Origin of the sequence: Streptomyces sp. NPDC001663 (genome assembly GCF_042893105.1) — a bacterium.
Taxonomy (GTDB): Bacteria; Actinomycetota; Actinomycetes; order Streptomycetales; family Streptomycetaceae; genus Streptomyces.
This window is the reverse complement of the sequence record NZ_JBIAUR010000003.1, coordinates 191,269-209,634: the sequence shown is the minus strand read 5'-3', so window position 1 is coordinate 209,634 and position 18,366 is coordinate 191,269. Positions and strand designations below refer to the sequence as shown.

Below are 18,366 nucleotides of genomic sequence, written 5' to 3'. Positions count from 1 at the left end.
ACGGACACCGGAACATACGTAAAAGGGCCCGGTTTTCGAGGATCACTCCTCGAAAACCGGGCCCTTCTCACCTTTTTCACACGGTGCGGGGCTGCTCTCTCACGCGGTGGGCGGCTGCGCCGACAGCGCGTCCGAGAGCTCGTCCGCCCCGGGGGTGCCGGCCGCGGCGGCCCGCGACTCCTGGCCGAGGTTGCGCGTCTCGGCCTTGAGCGCCAGGTTCGCCACCGCGCTGTTGAACTGCTCGATGGACGTGGGCTCGTCCGGGCCGAGCAGGTACTGCTTCAGCTCGAGCCGGTCCTCCGCCAGCGGGTCGGCGGCCACGTCGCGCACCGCGGCCAGCAACTCGCCCAGTTCCTCGGCGCTGTTGGACAGGATCGTCGCGGCGCGCACTGCGGTGTTCTGCCGCTTGAACTCCTCGACGCCCAGCTCGGCGGAGTCCGTGACCGCGTACGGCTTGCCGCTCGCGAGGAAGTCGGAGACCACGCTGGAGATGTCGGAGACCATCGCGTCGGAGACGTTGAAGCAGTCGAACAGGCGCGGCTCGGCGCCGGAGATGACACGGTGCTCGAAGGCGCCGAAGGAACGCCAGTACGCGTCGTTCCACTCGCCGCGCAGCCGTGCGACCTCCTCGTGCTTCTTGAGGTCGACGACACCGTCACGCGTGGCCTCGGCCTCGTCGCCCCGCTCGCCGCCGGTACCGGACAGCTCGGCCAATCGGGCCTCGATACGGGCCAGTTCGGCCTTGGCCTGCGCCAGGGCGGCGGCGTCGGCGGTGAAGCGGGAGTCGGCGGCGCGCTCGGCGGCGGCCTTCTCCACCAGGGCGACGATGCGCTGGTGCGCGGCGCCGGCCTCCTTGCTGACGGTGCCGGTGAACGGGTGCGCCTTGTAGAGGACGCGGACCGGCGGGTCGGCCTGCACCAGCTTCTTCACGATGTTCTCGCCGGCGAGCACGATCGAGGTGTTGCCCGGGTCGCCGTCCCATCCCTCCCAGGTGGGGGCGTACAACACGGTCGGGCAGCGTCCGTCTGCGGCTCCGCCGCGCTGGCCGTCCGGCACGCCGTCCCGGCCCAGGATCGGCGCCAGCTGCGGGCGGCCGACCTCCACGATGTCGTCGTCGCGGACGCCGACGTCGGCGATGGCGTAGCGGTCGCGGCCCGCCCGCCCGGCGGTCCACACCTCGTCGTACACCTTGCTGAACGGGTTGACGCTGGCGAGCTTGTCGCTGTCGCCGTGGCCGATGAAGACGTGCTTCATGGTGGGGACGCGCAGCAGGTGGATGTTCTTGCCGACGTTGGCCGCGTACAGCGCGACGCGCACGTTCGACAGGTCCAGGTTCATGAGGTGCACACCGCCGGGCACGCAGATGACGGGGACCGTGGTGGGCGCCAGGTTGGCCAGGATCACCCGCTCGCGCAGGATGACCAGCGGCTTGGAGTCCAGCTGCTCCATGGTCTCCAGCCACATGTTGACCTGGTACGTGGAGTCCTTGGAGCCCGAGAAGTAGAGCACCGTCTCCGGCTTGTACTCGTGCAGCCAGTCGTCGACGGCCGCCAGCACCTTCTCCGCGTTCGGCGGGACCTTGCTGCCGCGGACGTACGGCATCAGCGCGAGGACGTACAGGCAGCCCAGGACGATGGTGACGCCGATGCCGATGAAGCCGGGCACGGACGACTCGATCTCCGCGGCGACCAGGATGCCGGCGACGGCCGCGAGGTCGAGGTGGAGCATCTTCTCGGCCGAGCGGTTCAGCAGCCTGCGCGGCGGGGCGTCCGGGATGCGGATCCGCGACTTCAGGTCGACGTTGCGGGTGGCGACCGGCATCCGGCGGCGGTTGCGGATCAGCGTGACCAGGGCGCCGTGCGGGGCCTGGAGGCCGTAGAAGGCGATGAAGCAGGCGACCGCGCCGTAGTAGATCAGGTTGTCCGCGAGGGACAGCCGGGCCAGCAGCAGGATGAGCAGCAGTTCTCGGATCAGGAAGCGGATCGAGAGACCGGCGCGGACCTTGCTGAGGCGGTTGACCAGGTAGCTGCCCTTGCGGTGCAGATAGTGGTCCGCCAGGTACGTCACGGCGGCCGCTGCCGCGAAGGCGGGGACGCTCGGGACGAGCGCGGCCAGCATGAGCGCCGGGAAGCCCAGCATCATGAGCGCCGCCGCGGCCAGCTCGGCCGCGCTGCCCACCCGGGCGACGCGAATAGCGGTGGATATCACGGAGAACCTGCTCTGGGAGGGGGAGTGCCGGTTTTGTTCTGTAGTGCGCAGGATTTGTGGCAATTCGTCGGGTGTTTTGTCTGGTGTACGGATTCAGGCCCCTGCGAAGCCCCGGTCAATGCACTGCATTAACACCGGAAAGCAGAGGCCTGAATAACGGAAGACTAATTCCCGTCGAATATTACACGCCGTCCTGGCGGTCCAGAACCGAGGCCAGCGCCTGCTCGAAGCCGGAGGCCTTGGCCGCGCCCGCCGTCGGGTCCTGCTGGCGGACGTCGATGACGTGTCCGGTCAGCTCGGACAGCAGCACGTCGAGCGAGGTGCGGGCCACCGCCTCGGAGGAGAGCAGCGAGCCCGCGGGCTCCTGGCCGAAGGCCTTGGTGCGCATCGGCGTCGCGGTGCGCTCCGGGTTGATGCAGTTGACGCGGATGCCGTCGCCGGCCCACTCGTCGGACAGGGCCTGGGTGAGGTTCACCATGGCGGCCTTGGTCGAGGAGTAGAGGCTGTACTCGGCGCGACCGCGGGTGTAGCTGCTGGAGGTGTAGAGCAGCAGCTGGCCCTTGGTCTCCGACAGGTACTTGTAGCTCGAACGTGCGATCTGCACCGGCGCCAGGTAGTTGACCTTCAGCGCTTCCTCGATGGTCGCGTTGTCGGTCTCGGCCAGCTTGCCGATGCGCAGGACGCCCGCGGTGTTGACGACATAGTCGATCCGGCCGGTCTCCGCGTACGCCTTGGACAGCGCGTCGTCGACCTCCTCCGGGTTCTCCACGTGCGTGCCGGTGGTGGAGCGGCCCAGCGCGTACACCTTGGAGCCGTAGGACTCGGCGAGTTCGGCGATGTCCTTGCCGATGCCGTACGAGCCGCCGAAGATCACGACCGTCTTGCCGGTCAGCAGCTCGCGGTACGCGGCCTCATCGACCTGCTCGGGCGCCGCCGTGGAAGCCAGCTGGAACAGCTTGTCGGCGATGAAGACGTCGACGGGCTGAGTGACCTTCATGTTGTACTCGTCGCCCGCGACGACGTGGATCGGCACGTCCGGCAGGTACTTCAGTACGACGGAGCAGTCGTCCGTGGCCTGGAAGTTCGGGTCGCCGGCCGCGACCTCGTAGGCGCGCCGAATCGTGGACAGCTTGAAGGCCTGCGGAGTCTGGCCGCGGCGCAGCCGGGAGCGGTCCGGGATCTCGGTGATGAACTCGCCGTCCTCGCCGTGCGTGCGGGTCACGATGATCGTGTCCGCGGACGGGATGGCGACGTCGACGGCCTGGTAGCGCTCCAGCGCGACCACGCAGTCGTCGATCACGCGCTGCGCCAGCAGGGGACGTACGGCGTCGTGGAACAGGACGTTGAGGTCCTCGCCCTCGGCCAGGCCCTCGCCGAGGGCCTCGATGGCTCGCTCGGTGGTCTCGTTCCGGGTCGAGCCGCCCTCGATGATCTTCTTGACCTTCTTGAACCCGGCCTTGGCGACGATCTTCTCGATGTCGGGGACGTAGCCCGGCGCCATCAGGACGATGACGTCGTCGATCGAGTCGGCCTTCTCGAAGGTGGTCAGGGTGTGCTCGATGACTGCCTTGCCGGCGATCTTCAGCAGCTGCTTGGGGATCGACAGACCCACGCGCTGGCCGGTACCACCGGCCAGGACTACTGCGGTGGTACGGGGCTTGGCTATGTGCTGGGACACAGAGGACCTACCTTGGGGCGACAGGGAACTACGAAATGGTCCCACTTGCGGTTACCGCTGTGCAAGGTGAGCGCCCTTCGCTGCATATGTGCGCGCAACCTGTCATTCACCTTGCACTGCTGGTGACGGTGGGACGGCCTTCGTGAGCCCCGTTGGAATTGCTGTGAGTAACTGCACAGCGAGTCAGTGCCGTCGCAGCTTCTTCAGACAACGGTGGCCGAGCACCTTCACGAGTTCCACCGACGACGTCTGGTGAACCGTACGCGCCTTGGCGGGGGTGGTGTGCCGGACGGGAGCCGCGGCCGCCGCGGCGAGAGCGCCGTAGAGAGCCTGCGCCGCCACCTCGGGCGCGATCCGCGGTTCCTCCGACACCTGCTCCGACGCCTGCCCGGACGGCTTCGGCACGGCGGACAACAGTGCCGGATCGCCGAGGACGCGTACGCCCATTTGAGCGATGCGGTCAATCATCTCGGCGGCAGTCCCCGCGGCGGCCTCGACCGCCCACCGGGGCGTCGAGATCTTCACGTCCTGCGGCGTGGGGCTGCACGCGTTCTTCATATGCATGACCGCGCCGTTGCGGATGAGCTTGGAATACAGCTCGTCCGGCAGTCCATTGCCGCGGAATTCCTTATTAAGATTCCGCAGCATTTCGGTCTCGGCGAGAGTAAGGGAACGATTCGCCGCGTCCGGAACCGGCTGCAGGAGATTGTCGGGCAGTCCGAGCAGCGACTCGAAGGTGCGCATCAGCCCGTCCCGGTCGCGGTCGTCGACCACGACCACGGTGATCCGCTCCGGGCCGACCACCCGGGCCCAGCGCTCCACCAGCCGGTCGTGCCGGTGCCGGCGCCAGAAGCTCGGGGTGGGCTTCTCGTACGGGGCCTTCTTCAGCATGTGCTTCAGCCAGTCCTCGTAGCCCAGCCGAAGACCGTTCTGTACGTACTGCTGCCACTGCGAGGGCATGATCTTCGCCAGCGGGCGGAGGGTGACGAGGATGTGCACGCGATCGCCGCCGAGCTGCTCGACCATCCGGGCGATGGTCGCGTCGTCCTCGGCGTCCGCGAAGAACTCGCTGCTGACGACCGAGGTGCGCTTGCCGGTTGCCCCGACCTGCTCCAGCAGCTTCGTCCAGTGCCGGTCGGTGGGCACGGTGTCGCCCATCATCGCCGGGCGGGCACAGGCGGCCAGCGCGGCCTCCATGGGATGCCGGGTGTGCGCCGGGAACTCCACGCCGTAGGCGGGCAGTTGGTCCTTCGCGGCGAACAGCGCGCCCTGGATCGAGGTCGTCCCGGTCTTGTGCGGGCCGATGTGCAGCAGCCGGGTGCCCGCGGGCAGTCTCGTACAGTCCGTCTCCATGGTTAAGGGACGGTAAGAGGCACACCTAAGACTTACCTGAGAGAGACCTGGGACACAGATGAGTCCCAGGCTCCCGTCACACAAACTTCATGCGACTAGACGAGTTCCACACCAGGACGGCCGTTCTCCACCCGGAGACCGGCCAGCGTGCTCGCCGTCGCCGTCGGCCGTACGACCGTGTCGACCACCCGCACCTGCGCGTCGATGCCGTTCCGGTCGATGTCGAAGAGGTGGTAGCCGCGGTGGGCGTCGATCAGCTTCCAGTGCGGGTTGTCCGCCTTCAGCGGGTCCCACTGGGCGTGGAAGGCGGCCTGGTCCTGGTCGCCGTTGCTGGAGATGGACGTGCCGACGAACTCGGCGCCGACGACGTCGGAGTCCGGGTCGTCGTAGTCGGTCCTGAGGTCGCTGATCATCGTGAGGTGGCGGTCGCCGCTGAGCACGACCGGGTTGCGGATGTCGGCGAAGTCCTCGAGCAGGGCGTTGCGCTCGACCTGGTAGCCGTCCCAGGCGTCGTAGTACCAGAGCTTGCCCTCGCCGATCTGCAGATCGGTCTCGGCCATCATTATCTGCGAGGCGATCAGGTTCCAGCGGGCGGGCGAGTCCTGCAGCCCGTCCAGGAGCCACTCCTTCTGCTCGGCGCCGAGCATCGTGAGCGCCGGGTTCTCGGCGGCCGCCTGGCTGGTCACCTGGTCGCTGCGGAACTGCCGGGTGTCGAGCACGTTGAGGCGGGCGAGGCGGCCGAACTCCAGACGGCGGTACATCTGGATGTGCGGGCCGTTCGGGATGGCCGTCGCACGGACCGGCATGTGCTCGTAGTACGCCTGGAAGGCCGCCGTCAGCCGGGCCACGAACGCGTCGTGCGACTGCTTGTCGGGGTCCTGCGGGATCTCGCCGGCCCAGTCGTTGTCGACCTCGTGGTCGTCGAAGGTGACCACCCAGGGGGCGTTCGCGTGCATCGCGGCGAGATCGGGGTCGGAGCGGTACTGCGCGTACCGGTTGCGGTACTGCACCAGGGTGTACGGCTCCCCCGTGCCCTCGTGCCGGCGCGGACCCGCGGACGAGGGCGTGGACTCGTAGATGTAGTCGCCGACGAACAGCACGAAGTCGGGGTCCTGTTCGAGCATGTCGGCGTACGGCGTGAAGTAGCCGTGCTGCCAGTTCTGGCAGGAGGCGAGGGCGACACGCAGCGAACCGCCCCTGCTGTGCGGGTGCGGGGCGGTGCGGGTGCGGCCGGTGGGCGAGATCTGGCCGCTCACACGGAAGCGGTACCAGTACGAGCGGCCCGGGCGCAGGCCGCGTACATCGACGTGAACGCTGTGCCCGTACTCGGGCAGGGCCTGGGCGACGCCCCGGCGTACGGGCTTTCTGAGCCGTTCGTCCTCGGCGATCTCCCACTCGACCGGGATCACGCTGTCGGGCATACCGCCGCCGTTCAGCGGGTCCGGGGCGAGCCGGGTCCACAGCACGATGCCGTCGTGGAGCGGGTCACCGGAGGCGACGCCGAGGCTGAACACGCCGTCGGGCAGGGTGGTTTCGGCGGCTCGGGCGGTGCCCGGCAGCCACAGCTGGGCGGAGGCGGCGGCACCGAGGACGGCGGCCCCGGCGGTGAGAAAGCGGCGTCGGTCGGGCGAGCTTGCTCCGGTCATTCGGCGAACTCCCTTGCCTCGCAGGCCTCTTGGACACGTGAAAGCTCACGCAGCCGGGCGGTCCACCCGCTGAACGTGAGCCTTCGCGTGCATGACAAATGGGCAGACAACAGAAGACCCGTTGCGACACAGGAACAACGGAATGAACGTGCTCTGGTCACAACGGGTCTCGCGTCACTTCAATTGACGCGTATCGCAAGGATGTTCAGTACGAGAAGTTCGAGCCGAATTTGGCGTTCGTGCCGTCGGTGCCGAGCCAGGTGTTGCCGAAGGCGCCGGTGGCGTTCGGGGTCACGAGGAGGTTCGGGCTGGACTTGAAGTGCCAGACGAACCCGGAGTTGCCGTTCTCCCCCGGTGCGCCGACGGCCACGTCCGCAAGCCCGTCGCCGTTGGAGTCGCCGAGGTGCACGGCCTTGCCGAAGAAGTCGCCCTTCTCTGCGGTCCCGGGCACGTTGCCGGTGCTCTGCGTGACGACCTGGGCGCCGGTGCCGGTCAGCCCGGCCGCGCTGCCGTGCAGGAGGACGACGGCGCCCGCGTCGGCGACGGAGCCGAGGTCCTCGCCGGGCACACCGGTGAGCACGTCGGGGTAGCCGTCGCCGTCGACGTCGCCGATCTGCACGTCGGTGCCGAAGTGGTCGCCCTTCTCGGCGGTGCCGGGCACTCCGGCGCTGTCCTGGTTGAGGAAGACCGCCCTGACGCCGTCGGGTCCGTCCGCGGTGCCCGGGATCCAGGCGATACGGCCGCCCTTGACGTACGGGTTGTCGAGGTCGCTGTCGTAGCCGTCGACGGCACGGCCCACGACGATGTCGTCGAAGCCGTCCCTGTCGATGTCGCCGATGGCGAGGTTCTCGCCGCCCTGGAGGCCGGCGCCGTCGATGTCGTAGACCAGGGTGTACGGCGTCAGGCCCTGGTGCGTGCCGAGCCAGTAGACGACCCGGCGGGAGTCGTACTCGTCCGTGTCGTTCTCGGTGGCGGCGATGTCGGTGATGCCGTCGCCGTTGACGTCGCCGGCGGCCAGGTCCAGGACGCGGCTGGAGTACTGGTCCTTCACGACCTGCTCGCCCTCGTACGAACCGTCGCGCCCGAAGGGTCCCTTGAGGACGCGCAGGTCGTGCTCGTTCTGCACGGTCACCACATCGGTCGCCCCGTCGCCGTCGACATCGGCGACCGCGAGGTGACCCGCTGCACCGAGGCGGTCGTAGGCGCTCTTGCCGGTGGCCAGGGAGGAGGCGCCGGACAACCCGTTGGGGCTGCCCCAAAGGACCTCCACATAGCCGGAGTCGGTGCCTGCGGAGTCCGTGTCCTCGCCGCCGACGCCGACGATCAGGTCGGCGTACCCGTCCTTGTCGAGGTCGGCCGTGGTGAGCGCGCTGCCGAACTGGTCGCCCTTCTCGGCGGTGCCCGGCACGCCCGCGCTGTTCTGCGTGAACACCTTCTTGGCGCCGGTGACCCAGCCGTACTCGGTGCCGTAGCGCACAGCCACGAACCCGGCCTGCGTCTTGCCGCCGACGGTCGCCGAGGGCGCCGCCACGACGAGGTCGGCGTAACCGTCGCCGTTGAAGTCGTCCCGCAACTCGGCGGTGGCGGGCCCGCTGTCGGCGACGGCGTCGGCCGCGGGCAGGGCGACGGCTCCCGTGACGGCCATGACGACGGCGAGAGCCGTGCGCCACGCCCCCCTGTGTCTGCTCATGTCGCTCTCCTGTTCCGGTCGTTACGAGGAGGTGGTCGCCGTCGGCCCCGAAATCGGGTCAGCGGGCGAAGTGCGAGCCGAGACCGGCGTCGTCCGCGACGGTGCCGAGGGTGCCCGCGCCGAAGCTGGTCGACCCGGAGGCGACGGGACCGGCGCCGGGGTTGCGGAAGGACCAGACGGCGCCGTCGAAGGTGTTCTCGCCCGAGGCGCCCACGTAGAGCTCGGCGCGGCCGTCGTGGTTGGTGTCGACCAGTGCGGTGCTGCTGCCGAAGAAGTCGTTCCGCTCGGCGGTGCCCGGGACGTTCGCGGTGTCCTGGTTGAAGGAGACGGCACCGGTGCCGGTGAGGCCGGAGGCGGCGCCGCGCAGGACGGTGACCTGGCCCGCCCCGTACACGCTGCCGAGGTCCTCGGACGGAGACCCGGCGGCGACGTCCGCGTAGCCGTCGCCGTTGACGTCGGCGACCGAGATGCCCCGGCCGAATCCGTCGCCCCACTCGGAGGCGCCGGGCACGCCCGCGGTGTTCTGCGTGATGTTCGTCGTACGCGCGGTGTCGGGGCCGGCGGCCGAGCCGTACACGACGCCCACCTGACCGCCCTTCAGCTGGGGGTCGACCGAGGTGGACTCGCCGGAACCGTCGTTGGGGCGGCCGATGACGAGGTCGGCGTACCCGTCCTTGTTCACGTCGCCGAGGCCGAGGCTCTCGCCGCCGCGGAACAGCGTGCCGTCGGAGTTCTTCAGGGTGACCGGGGCGGCCGAACCGTCCTTCGTGCCGTGCACGTAGACCGCGCGACGGTGCTTGGCGTCCGGATCGGCCGTGTCGTCGTCGCTGTAGTCGTGGATGAGCCCGACCAGGTCGGTGATGCCGTCGTGGTCGACGTCACCGGCAGCCAGGTCGTCGATGAAGTAGTCGGCGGAGTCGAGCGCGAGGCCACTCGTGCGCGCCGCGCCGGTGGTGCGGTCGAACGGCCCGTACAGGATCCGGTCCCCCGTCGCGATGTCCAGGTGGCCGTCGCCGTCGAAGTCACCGAGCGCGGAGGTCACGTCGAGGTGGTGGTCGGTGATGCCGGTGGCGACGGAGGTGCCGCCGGACAGGCCCTGGGCGCTCCCCCACACCACGGCCAGGGTGCCCGCGTAGGTGACGTCGCCGACTCCCTCGCCGGGCGCGCCGATCACCAGGTCCGCGTAGCCGTCGCCGTTCAGGTCACCGGCGGCGACGCTGTCGCCGTAGCGGTCGTCGGTCTCGGCGGCGCCCGGTATGCCGGCGGTGTCCTGGCTGATGACCTGCTTGTGCGAGGGGGCGGCGCCCTGCGCTGAGCCGTACACCACCGCCACGTATCCGGCCCGGGCATGGCCGTCGACCTTGGCGCCGGGGGCGGCGACTGCGACGTCCGCGTAGCCGTCGCCGTTGAAGTCGGTGGACGGCTTCGCCGTGACCGCCGCGCCGTCGGCGGCGGACGCGGTCACGGGGGTGACGACGGCTCCGGCGACGGCGATCGCTGCCGCGAGTCCGATGCCTCGGCCGAAGGTGCGCTTGCTCATGGTGCTCCTGTCGTTGTGGGGGGTTACTGGGCAGGTCAGTGCGTGAACTCGCCGCCGAGACGGGCGAGTTGAGGATTCGTGCCGAGGGCCGTCGCGCCGAAGGAGACGGAGCCCGTGGTGGTGACGCCGGAGGCGTTCGAACGGAAGCCCCAGACCGAGCCGGCGTCGGCGTTCTCGCCGGGCGCGCCGACGACAAGGTCGGAGCGACCGTCGTGGTCGCCGTCGAGGAAGCTGACGGCTTCGCCGAACCGGTCGTCGCGCTCCGCGGTGCCGGGCACGCCCGCCGTGTTCTGGCTGAACACCTTCGAGCCGGCGCCGGTCGGCCCCGCGGCGCCGCCGGGGATGACGGCGACCGTGCCGGCGTCCGTCACACCGGAGAAGTCCTCGAAGGGGTTGCCGACCGCGATGTCGGCGTAGCCATCGCCGTTCACGTCGCCGACGGCGACGTCCGCGCCGAAGAGGTCGCCCGGCTCCCCGACGCCGGGCACGCCGGGTGTGTCCTGGTCGATCATGCGCGGATCCCCGGCCTGCGGACCCTGCGCCGTGCCGAAGACGATGCCGATCCGCGAGCCGTACTTGCGCGGGTCGGCAGGCGCGTCACCCGAGTTGGCGGACCAGGGACGCCCGAACACGACGTCGGCGCGGCCGTCGCCGTCGAGGTCGCCGAGCGCGACGCTCTCGCCGCCCTCGATGTCCAGGCCCCGGCTGTCCTTGAGCGTGGTGATCGGGGCGAGTCCGTCCCGGGTGCCGCGCAGATAGTGGAGGTCGTGACCGACGTTGATGTCCTCCGGGTCGTCGAAGTCGTACGGCCCGGTGAGCGACACGAGATCGGTGATGCCGTCGCCGTCGACGTCCCCGGCCGCCAGATCCAGCAGCTGCTGGTCGCCGTCGGTGACGGAGATGTCCTGGGTCCGGGCGGCCGCGCCGCCACGGGTGAAGGGGCCGAACCTGACGCCCTCGGCCAGCGCCAGGTCGACATGACCGTCGCCGTCGAAGTCGCCCGCGGTGATCCGGGACGTGTACGGGAGCGCGGTCGGCGGCAGGATCGTTCCGCCGGACAGACCTCTCTCACCACCCCACAGCACGGTCACGCTGCCGTGCCGGGCCACTCCGCCCTGCTGCCACTCCTCCCCGGCCGCCGGGACCACGAGGTCGGTGTAGCCGTCGCCGTCCAGGTCACCGGCGGTGAGATGGGCGCCGAAGGAGTCGCCCGCCTCGGGGGTGCCGGGCACACCCGAGGTCGCCTGCGTGAAGACCTTCTTGCTCGCGAGATTCAGCCCGTGCGCGGAGCCGTACACGACGGCGACGTAACCGGCGCTCTTCTTGCCACCGACCGTGGCGTACGGCGCCCCCGTGGCGAGGTCCTCGTACCCGTCCCCGTTGAAGTCCTGCCGCACGCTCTGCACGGTCGAGGACTGCGCATGCGCGACCGGCGACACGGCGGCCGTCCCGGCGAGCAGGGCGATCGCGACCGCCAGGGCACGCCGCGATCTGGGCACAACAAGGGACTCGGACACGTCGACTCCGGGAGTCTGAAGGGCAGTTGACGGCGGAGGGATCCAAGATCCTCATCCGCGTTGCCCAGTACGACTCACCGTGGGGCGATGGGGTTGCCCTGGGGTGCGCCGCAAATTCTCCCGGCGTTAACCAATCCGGCCCGACCGGCACTTCTCAGCGCCCGTCACTGCACCTCAGCCCGTCCGGCGTTTGAGGACGAGGCCCCTTCAGGGCCGAAGAGGGGGTCTGGGGGCTGCAAGCCCCCAGCGACGGCACCGAAAACGCCGCCCCGCCTACTCACCAAACGGTTCGAACCCGTCGAACTCCCGGAGGGACTCATCCCGCTCCGCATCCCGGTCCCGTCGCCGCTGAGCCGCAGGCCTGGGCGCCTCGAACCGGTGGTCCTCGCCCCGTCGGCCCAGCATCTCCGCGCCGGACATCATCGACGGCTCCCAGTCGAAGACGACTGCGTTGTCCTCGGGCCCGATCGCGACACCGTCACCGGCCCGGGCCCCGGCCTTCATCAACTCCTCTTCCACACCAAGGCGGTTGAGCCGGTCCGCGAGATACCCCACGGCCTCGTCGTTGTTGAAGTCGGTCTGCCGCACCCAGCGCTCGGGCTTCTCGCCCCGCACCCGGAACAGCCCCTCGTCCTCGCGCGTCACGGTGAAGCCCGCGTCGTCGACGGCCTTGGGCCGGATCACGATCCGCGTCGCCTCTTCCTTCGGCTTCGCGGCCCGCGCCTTGCCGACCAGGTCGGCGAGCGCGAACGACAGCTCCTTCAGCCCCATGTGCGCGACCGCCGACACCTCGAAGACCCGGTAACCCCGCGCCTCCAGATCCGGCCGCACCATCTCGGCGAGGTCCTTGCCGTCCGGTACGTCGATCTTGTTGAGGACGACGATCCGCGGCCGCCTGTCGAGCCCGCCGTACTGCTTCAGCTCCTCCTCGATGACGTCGAGGTCGGAGACGGGGTCCCGCTCGGACTCCAGCGTCGCGGTGTCCAGCACATGCACGAGCACACTGCACCGCTCCACATGCCGCAGGAACTCCAGGCCCAGCCCCTTGCCCTGGCTGGCGCCCGGGATCAGCCCCGGCACGTCGGCGATGGTGTAGACGGTCGAACCGGCCGTCACCACACCCAGGTTGGGGACGAGCGTCGTGAACGGATAGTCCGCGATCTTCGGCTTGGCAGCGCTCAGCACCGAGATCAGCGAGGACTTCCCCGCACTCGGGTATCCGACCAGCGCGACATCGGCGACGGTCTTCAACTCCAGGACGATGTCGTGCAGATCCCCCGGCTCGCCGAGCAGCGCGAAGCCGGGCGCCTTGCGCCGCGCGGACGCCAGCGCCGCGTTGCCGAGCCCACCGCGGCCGCCCTGCGAAGCGACGTACGACGTGCCGTGCCCGACGAGGTCGGCGAGGACGTTGCCCGCCTTGTCGAGGACGACCGTGCCGTCCGGCACCGGCAGCACCAGGTCCTGCCCGTCCTTGCCGGAGCGGTTGCCGCCCTCGCCGGGCTTGCCGTTGGTGGCCTTGCGGTGCGGGGAGTGGTGGTAGTCGAGCAGCGTGGTGACCGACTGGTCGACGGTGAGGATCACGTCGCCGCCACGCCCGCCGTTGCCGCCGTCGGGTCCGCCGAGCGGCTTGAACTTCTCACGGTGGACGGAGGCACAGCCGTGACCTCCGTTACCCGCGGCGACATACAGCTCGACGCGGTCCACGAAGGTGGTCATCTGGGGTGCCTCCAGCACTTCAAAAACGTACGGATATGTCTCTGCTGTAACACGCGAAAGGCGGACCCGCCTTCCCGATCGGGAAGTGAGGTCCGCCTCGCGAAACGTTCGGTCTGAGCCGTTGAGTCAGAAGACTCAGGCGACCGGAACGATGTTCACGACCTTGCGGCCACGGTGGGTACCGAACTCCACCGCACCGGCCTGCAGCGCGAACAGCGTGTCGTCGCCGCCACGGCCGACGCCCGCACCGGCGTGGAAGTGGGTGCCGCGCTGGCGGACCAGGATCTCACCCGCGTTGACGACCTGACCGCCGAAGCGCTTCACGCCGAGGCGCTGAGCGTTGGAGTCACGACCGTTACGGGTGGACGATGCGCCCTTCTTGTGTGCCATCTCTCCTCAGTCCCTTACTTCGCAGCCGCGGGGATCTCAGTGACCTTGATCGCCGTGTACTGCTGGCGGTGGCCCTGACGACGGCGGTAGCCGGTCTTGTTCTTGTAGCGCAGAATGTCGATCTTCTGGCCCTTGTGGTGGTCCACGACCTCGGCCTGGACCTTGATGCCGGCCAGCACCCACGGGTCGCTGGTCACAGCGTCGCCGTCGACAACGAGCAGGGTCGAGAGCTCGACCGTGTCGCCAACCTTGGCAGTGGAAATCTTGTCAACCTCAACGATGTCGCCGACAGCAACCTTGTGCTGGCGACCACCGCTGCGCACGATGGCGTACACGCGGATCTCACTCTCTCGCTCGGGAACGGCACCCCCGCAGTCCAGCCGCCCGGCACGCGGACGGCCTCTCCGGAACAGCCGGTGCGGAACACCCAGCGCTCTGGAGGGATGAGGTTTACGGGGATGTGGCGCGCCCATATCCAAGGACACGCCGACGGTCAAGGTTACGGGGCCGTGGCCGAGGGGGTCAAACCGGGCCGGGTCCCGCCGGTATGCGGCCGATCACATCGACCGGCCGCACACCCGCACCTCGTACTGCTCAGCTCTCGTCGGTGGCGGCCGAGACCGTGGTCTTCTTCGCCGTCGACTTGGCCGCGGCCGTCTTGGCGGTCTTCGCCGCCTTCTTGGCCGTGGTCTTCTTCGCCACCGTCTTCTTGGCCGCCGTCTTCTTGGTGGCGGCCTTCTTCGCGGTGGCCTTCTTGGCCGTCTTACGGGCCGTCTTCTTGGCCGGAGCGGCCTCCTCGACGCCCTCCTCGGCGGCCTCGCCCGTCTCCGCGGCCGACGGTACGACCACGACGGCCGTCTCCTCGGACGCGGTGGGCGCGGTCTCCTTGCGCACGGCACGGCGGCGCGGACGGGCCGGGGCGGCGCTCTCGGCCGGAGCCTCGGGCTCCGCCGCCGCCTCCGCGACCGGCTCGGCCTCCGCGACCGGCGTCGTCTCGGCGACCGTCACCACGGCGGCCTCGGCACCCGCGGGCGACCCGGCCGGCGCGGACACCTTGCGGGTCGCACGACGGCGCGTACGCCCCTTGGGCGCGGCCTCCTCAGCAGCGGGAGCCTCGGCCGGGACGACCGCGTCCTCCACGGCGGCGGGCTCGGCGAGCGCCTCGGCGGCGGGCTCCGGCTGCACCGGACGCTCCACCTCGGCCTCGGCCGTCACGTCCTGAGCCGTCGGCGCCTCGGCCCTGGCCTCCTCGCGCCTCGGCTCCTCGCGCCGGGGCGCACCCGCCGGGGCGGACGCCCGCCGGCTCGCGCGGCGCCGCGAACGGCCGCCGCGCGCCGCGGCCTCCGCCTCGGCGACGCTGCTGTACAGCTCCTCGTCCGGCGCGAAGGCGGGCTCGGCCAGCGCGACCGGCGCGGCGACCTCGGCAACGACCTCGGCCTCGGTCTCCGCCTCTTCCTCGACGGTCTCGGCCGACTCGACGGCGACCGCCGCCTCGTGCACGTGCCCGTCGCCGCCGCGCCCGCGCTTCTTGCGCTTGCCGCCGCCACCGGCGGAGGTCGGCTGCTCCATGTGCACGATGACACCGCGGCCGTTGCAGTGGACGCAGGTCTCGGAGAAGGACTCCAGCAGGCCCTGGCCGACCCGCTTGCGGGTCATCTGGACCAGGCCCAGCGAGGTGACCTCCGCGACCTGGTGCTTCGTACGGTCCCGGCCCAGGCACTCCAGCAGGCGCCGCAGCACCAGGTCCCGGTTGGACTCGAGCACCATGTCGATGAAGTCGATGACGATGATGCCGCCGAGGTCGCGCAGCCGCAGCTGGCGGACGATCTCCTCGGCCGCCTCCAGGTTGTTCCTGGTGACCGTCTCCTCGAGGTTGCCGCCCTGGCCGGTGAACTTGCCGGTGTTGACGTCGACGACGACCATCGCCTCGGTCCGGTCGATCACCAGCGAACCGCCGCTGGGCAGCCAGACCTTGCGGTCCAGCGCCTTGGCGAGCTGCTCGTCGATCCGGTACGTGGCGAAGACGTCGACCTCGGAGGTCCACTTCGACAGCCGGTCGGCGAGGTCGGGCGCGACGTGCGAGACGTATCCGTGGATGGTCTCCCACGCGTCGTCGCCGCTGACGACGACCTTGGTGAAGTCCTCGTTGAAGATGTCGCGGACGACACGGACGGTCATGTCCGGCTCGCCGTACAGCAGCGTCGGGGCGTTGCCGTTCTTCGACTTCTTCTGGATGTCCTCCCACTGCGCCTGCAGTCGCTCGACGTCGCGGCGCAGCTCGTCCTCGCTCGCGCCCTCGGCGGCGGTGCGCACGATGACGCCCGCGTCCTCGGGGACGATCTTCTTGAGGATGGTCTTCAGCCGGGCCCGCTCGGTGTCGGGCAGCTTGCGGCTGATGCCGGTCATCGAGCCCTCGGGGACGTACACGAGGTAGCGGCCCGGCAGGGAGACCTGGCTGGTCAGACGCGCACCCTTGTGCCCGATCGGGTCCTTGGTGACCTGCACGAGGACCGACTGGCCCGACTTCAGGGCGGACTCGATGCGGCGCGGCCCGTTGGCCATGCCGAGCGCCTCGAAGTTGACCTCACCGGCGTACAGGACGGCGTTGCGCCCCTTGCCGATGTCGATGAAGGCGGCCTCCATCGACGGCAGCACGTTTTGGACCTTGCCCAGGTACACGTTGCCGACGTACGACGTCGACTGCTCCTTGTTGACGTAGTGCTCGACGAGCACGCCGTCCTCGAGGACGCCGATCTGTGTGCGCTCACCGCTCTGCCGGACGACCATCACACGCTCGACGGCCTCACGGCGGGCCAGGAACTCGGCCTCGGTGATGATCGGGACGCGACGGCGGCCCTGCTCACGGCCTTCGCGACGCCGCTGCTTCTTGGCCTCGAGACGGGTCGAGCCCTTGATGGACTGCACCTCGTCGGACGGCTCGGCCTTGGGGCGCGGCTCGCGGACCTTGACGACGGTGCGCTCGGGGTCGCCGTCGCCGGGCTCCGTGTCGACGGAGGAGTCACCGGAGCGACGACGACGCCGACGGCGGCGACGGCTGGAGCTGGAGCCGCCGGGCTCGTCGTGAGCGTCCTCGGCGTCCTCTTCCTCCTGCTCGGCGGTGTCCTCGGCGTCCTGATCGGCCTGCGCGGCGGCGGCCTCGTCGGTCTCGTCCGACTCGTCCTCACCGCCGGCCTCGGCCGACTCGCCACGACGGCGACGACGGCCACCGCGACGACGGCGCCGACGCGAACCGGTCTCCTCGGACTCGTCGCCCTCGGCGGAGTCCTCGACCGACTCCTCGGCCTCCTCCGCCTCTTCCTCCACGACGGACTCGGCGGCCGGCGTCTCGGCCTCCTCGCCGAACGCGGCACCGCGACGACGGCGCTTGCGCCGCGCCCCGGCCTGCTCCTCCGGAGCCTCCTCGGGCTCCACGGCCTCGGCCTCGGCGGCGGCTGCGGCGGCGGCCCGCTGCGGCGTCTGGAACTGCGGCTCGGTGAAGACCGGCGCCTGGAACACGGCGACGGCAGGCCGAGCGGGCTTGCGCGCCCCCTCGTCCTCGGCGGCGTCGGCGGGCGCCGCGGGCGCGGAGAACCCGGTCGCGGCCTTGCGGGCGACCCGGCGACGCCGACGCGGGGCGGCGTCGTCCTCGGCCTGGGCCGCAGCGGCGGCGGGAGCCTCCGGCTCTTCGGCAACCGCGGTCACGGCCGTCTCCTCGGCCTCCGCGGCCTCGCCACCCTCGGGCGCGGACACGCGACGCGTGGCGCGGCGACGGGAACGGCGCGGAGCGGCCTCATCGGCGGCTTCGTCGGACCCGGCCTCGGCGGCGGGCTCCTCGGCCACGACAGCCGTATCGGTCTCGGCGGCCTCTGCGGACGCCGGAGCACCGGCAGGCGCGGAGGCCCGGCGGGTCGCACGACGACGCGTGCGAGCGGCGGGCGCGGCCTCCTCGGCGGGCTCGTCAACGACAGCCGCCGTTTCTTCCTCGGTGCTCTCGCCGGCGGCCGCGGCCACTACGGTCTCGGCAGCCTCCGCCGTCTCGGGCGTACCGGCGGGCGCGGACACCCGACGGGTGGCACGACGGCGGGTACGACGCGGAGCGGCGTCCTCGGCAGCTTCTTCGGCCACGGCGGCCTCCTCGGCCTCGGCGTTCACCGCACTCTCCGCCACGGAGGCAGCGGTGACGGGCACGACGGTTTCGACGGCCTCGGCGGACGCCGGAGCCCCTGCAGGCGTGGACACGCGACGCGTGGCACGACGGCGAGTGCGGCCGGCGGGCGCGGGCTCCTCGACAGCAGCGGACGCCTCTTCGGTCTCCTCGACCTCGGCGGCCTCTTCGATTTCCTCGGCCTCGGCGACGACCACCGGCTCGGCGGTCTCCTCCTCGTCGGCCTTCTTGTCGTCGTCGGCCGGTATGGCCGGCGCGACGATCTCCTCCGGGGTTTCGGAGGCGGCCGCGACGGGGGGACCCGCCGGGCGTGAAGCGGCACGGCGCCGACGACGCGGCGGCAGTGTGTCGCTGGGTGTGTTCAGTTCGGAACCCTCAGTGGGTTCGGTCGGTTCGAGCATGCGGGCATTTCTCCCGTCAGGCTCCCGGGCGCCGCGCCTGGTCCGGCATCGATCACCGTTGA

Annotated in this window: 11 protein-coding genes; all 11 read right to left on the bottom strand. The window is 70.4% G+C overall.

Annotated elements, in window-relative coordinates; translation table 11 throughout:
- Positions 1-99: 99 nt before the first annotated feature.
- A complete protein-coding gene (locus ACFY1L_RS11450) occupies positions 100-2,208 on the bottom strand; it encodes a hypothetical protein (RefSeq protein ID WP_388821678.1) in 2,109 nt (702 codons plus the stop codon).
- 181 nt (positions 2,209-2,389) lie between these two features.
- Positions 2,390-3,886: an SDR family NAD(P)-dependent oxidoreductase gene (locus ACFY1L_RS11445; protein WP_388821675.1), complete on the bottom strand. Its 1,497-nt coding sequence runs from the start codon at positions 3,884-3,886 to the stop codon at positions 2,390-2,392.
- 183 nt (positions 3,887-4,069) lie between these two features.
- Positions 4,070-5,239, bottom strand: a complete 1,170-nt coding sequence (locus tag ACFY1L_RS11440; protein ID WP_388821673.1) for a hypothetical protein — start codon at positions 5,237-5,239, stop codon at positions 4,070-4,072.
- A 95-nt stretch (positions 5,240-5,334) separates the two neighbouring features.
- Positions 5,335-6,885, bottom strand: a complete 1,551-nt coding sequence (locus ACFY1L_RS11435; RefSeq protein WP_388821670.1) for an alkaline phosphatase D family protein — start codon at positions 6,883-6,885, stop codon at positions 5,335-5,337.
- Between the two features lie 205 nt (positions 6,886-7,090).
- Positions 7,091-8,575 carry an FG-GAP-like repeat-containing protein gene (locus ACFY1L_RS11430; protein WP_388821667.1) on the bottom strand — a complete coding sequence of 495 codons (1,485 nt, stop codon included), beginning with the start codon at positions 8,573-8,575 and terminating at the stop codon, positions 7,091-7,093.
- A gap of 58 nt (positions 8,576-8,633) precedes the next feature.
- Positions 8,634-10,115: an FG-GAP-like repeat-containing protein gene (locus ACFY1L_RS11425; protein ID WP_388821664.1), complete on the bottom strand. Its 1,482-nt coding sequence runs from the start codon at positions 10,113-10,115 to the stop codon at positions 8,634-8,636.
- Positions 10,116-10,150: 35 nt separating this feature from the next.
- Positions 10,151-11,632 (bottom strand): VCBS repeat-containing protein, encoded by a 1,482-nt coding sequence (locus ACFY1L_RS11420; protein WP_388821661.1) that lies wholly within the window; start codon positions 11,630-11,632, stop codon positions 10,151-10,153.
- Positions 11,633-11,905: 273 nt separating this feature from the next.
- Positions 11,906-13,348 (bottom strand): GTPase ObgE, encoded by a 1,443-nt coding sequence (obgE, locus tag ACFY1L_RS11415; RefSeq protein WP_388822902.1) that lies wholly within the window; start codon positions 13,346-13,348, stop codon positions 11,906-11,908.
- A 135-nt stretch (positions 13,349-13,483) separates the two neighbouring features.
- Positions 13,484-13,738: a 50S ribosomal protein L27 gene (gene rpmA / locus ACFY1L_RS11410; protein ID WP_361258002.1), complete on the bottom strand. Its 255-nt coding sequence runs from the start codon at positions 13,736-13,738 to the stop codon at positions 13,484-13,486.
- A 14-nt stretch (positions 13,739-13,752) separates the two neighbouring features.
- Complete coding sequence (gene rplU / locus ACFY1L_RS11405; protein ID WP_004931419.1) at positions 13,753-14,073, bottom strand: 50S ribosomal protein L21; 321 nt, start codon at positions 14,071-14,073, stop codon at positions 13,753-13,755.
- A 259-nt stretch (positions 14,074-14,332) separates the two neighbouring features.
- The gene (locus tag ACFY1L_RS11400; protein ID WP_388821658.1) at positions 14,333-18,304 is read right to left on the bottom strand and encodes a ribonuclease E/G; all 3,972 of its coding nucleotides are present in this window, start codon (positions 18,302-18,304) and stop codon (positions 14,333-14,335) included.
- Positions 18,305-18,366: the final 62 nt, after the last annotated feature.

Coding starts and splice junctions, on each gene's coding strand:
- ACFY1L_RS11440 (WP_388821673.1), bottom strand. CDS start 5,239: ATGGAGACGGACTGTACGAGACTGCCCGCGGGCACCCGGCTGCTGCAC.
- ACFY1L_RS11435 (WP_388821670.1), bottom strand. CDS start 6,885: ATGACCGGAGCAAGCTCGCCCGACCGACGCCGCTTTCTCACCGCCGGG.
- ACFY1L_RS11430 (WP_388821667.1), bottom strand. CDS start 8,575: ATGAGCAGACACAGGGGGGCGTGGCGCACGGCTCTCGCCGTCGTCATG.
- ACFY1L_RS11425 (WP_388821664.1), bottom strand. CDS start 10,115: ATGAGCAAGCGCACCTTCGGCCGAGGCATCGGACTCGCGGCAGCGATC.
- obgE (WP_388822902.1), bottom strand. CDS start 13,348: ATGACCACCTTCGTGGACCGCGTCGAGCTGTATGTCGCCGCGGGTAAC.
- rpmA (WP_361258002.1), bottom strand. CDS start 13,738: ATGGCACACAAGAAGGGCGCATCGTCCACCCGTAACGGTCGTGACTCC.
- ACFY1L_RS11400 (WP_388821658.1), bottom strand. CDS start 18,304: ATGCTCGAACCGACCGAACCCACTGAGGGTTCCGAACTGAACACACCC.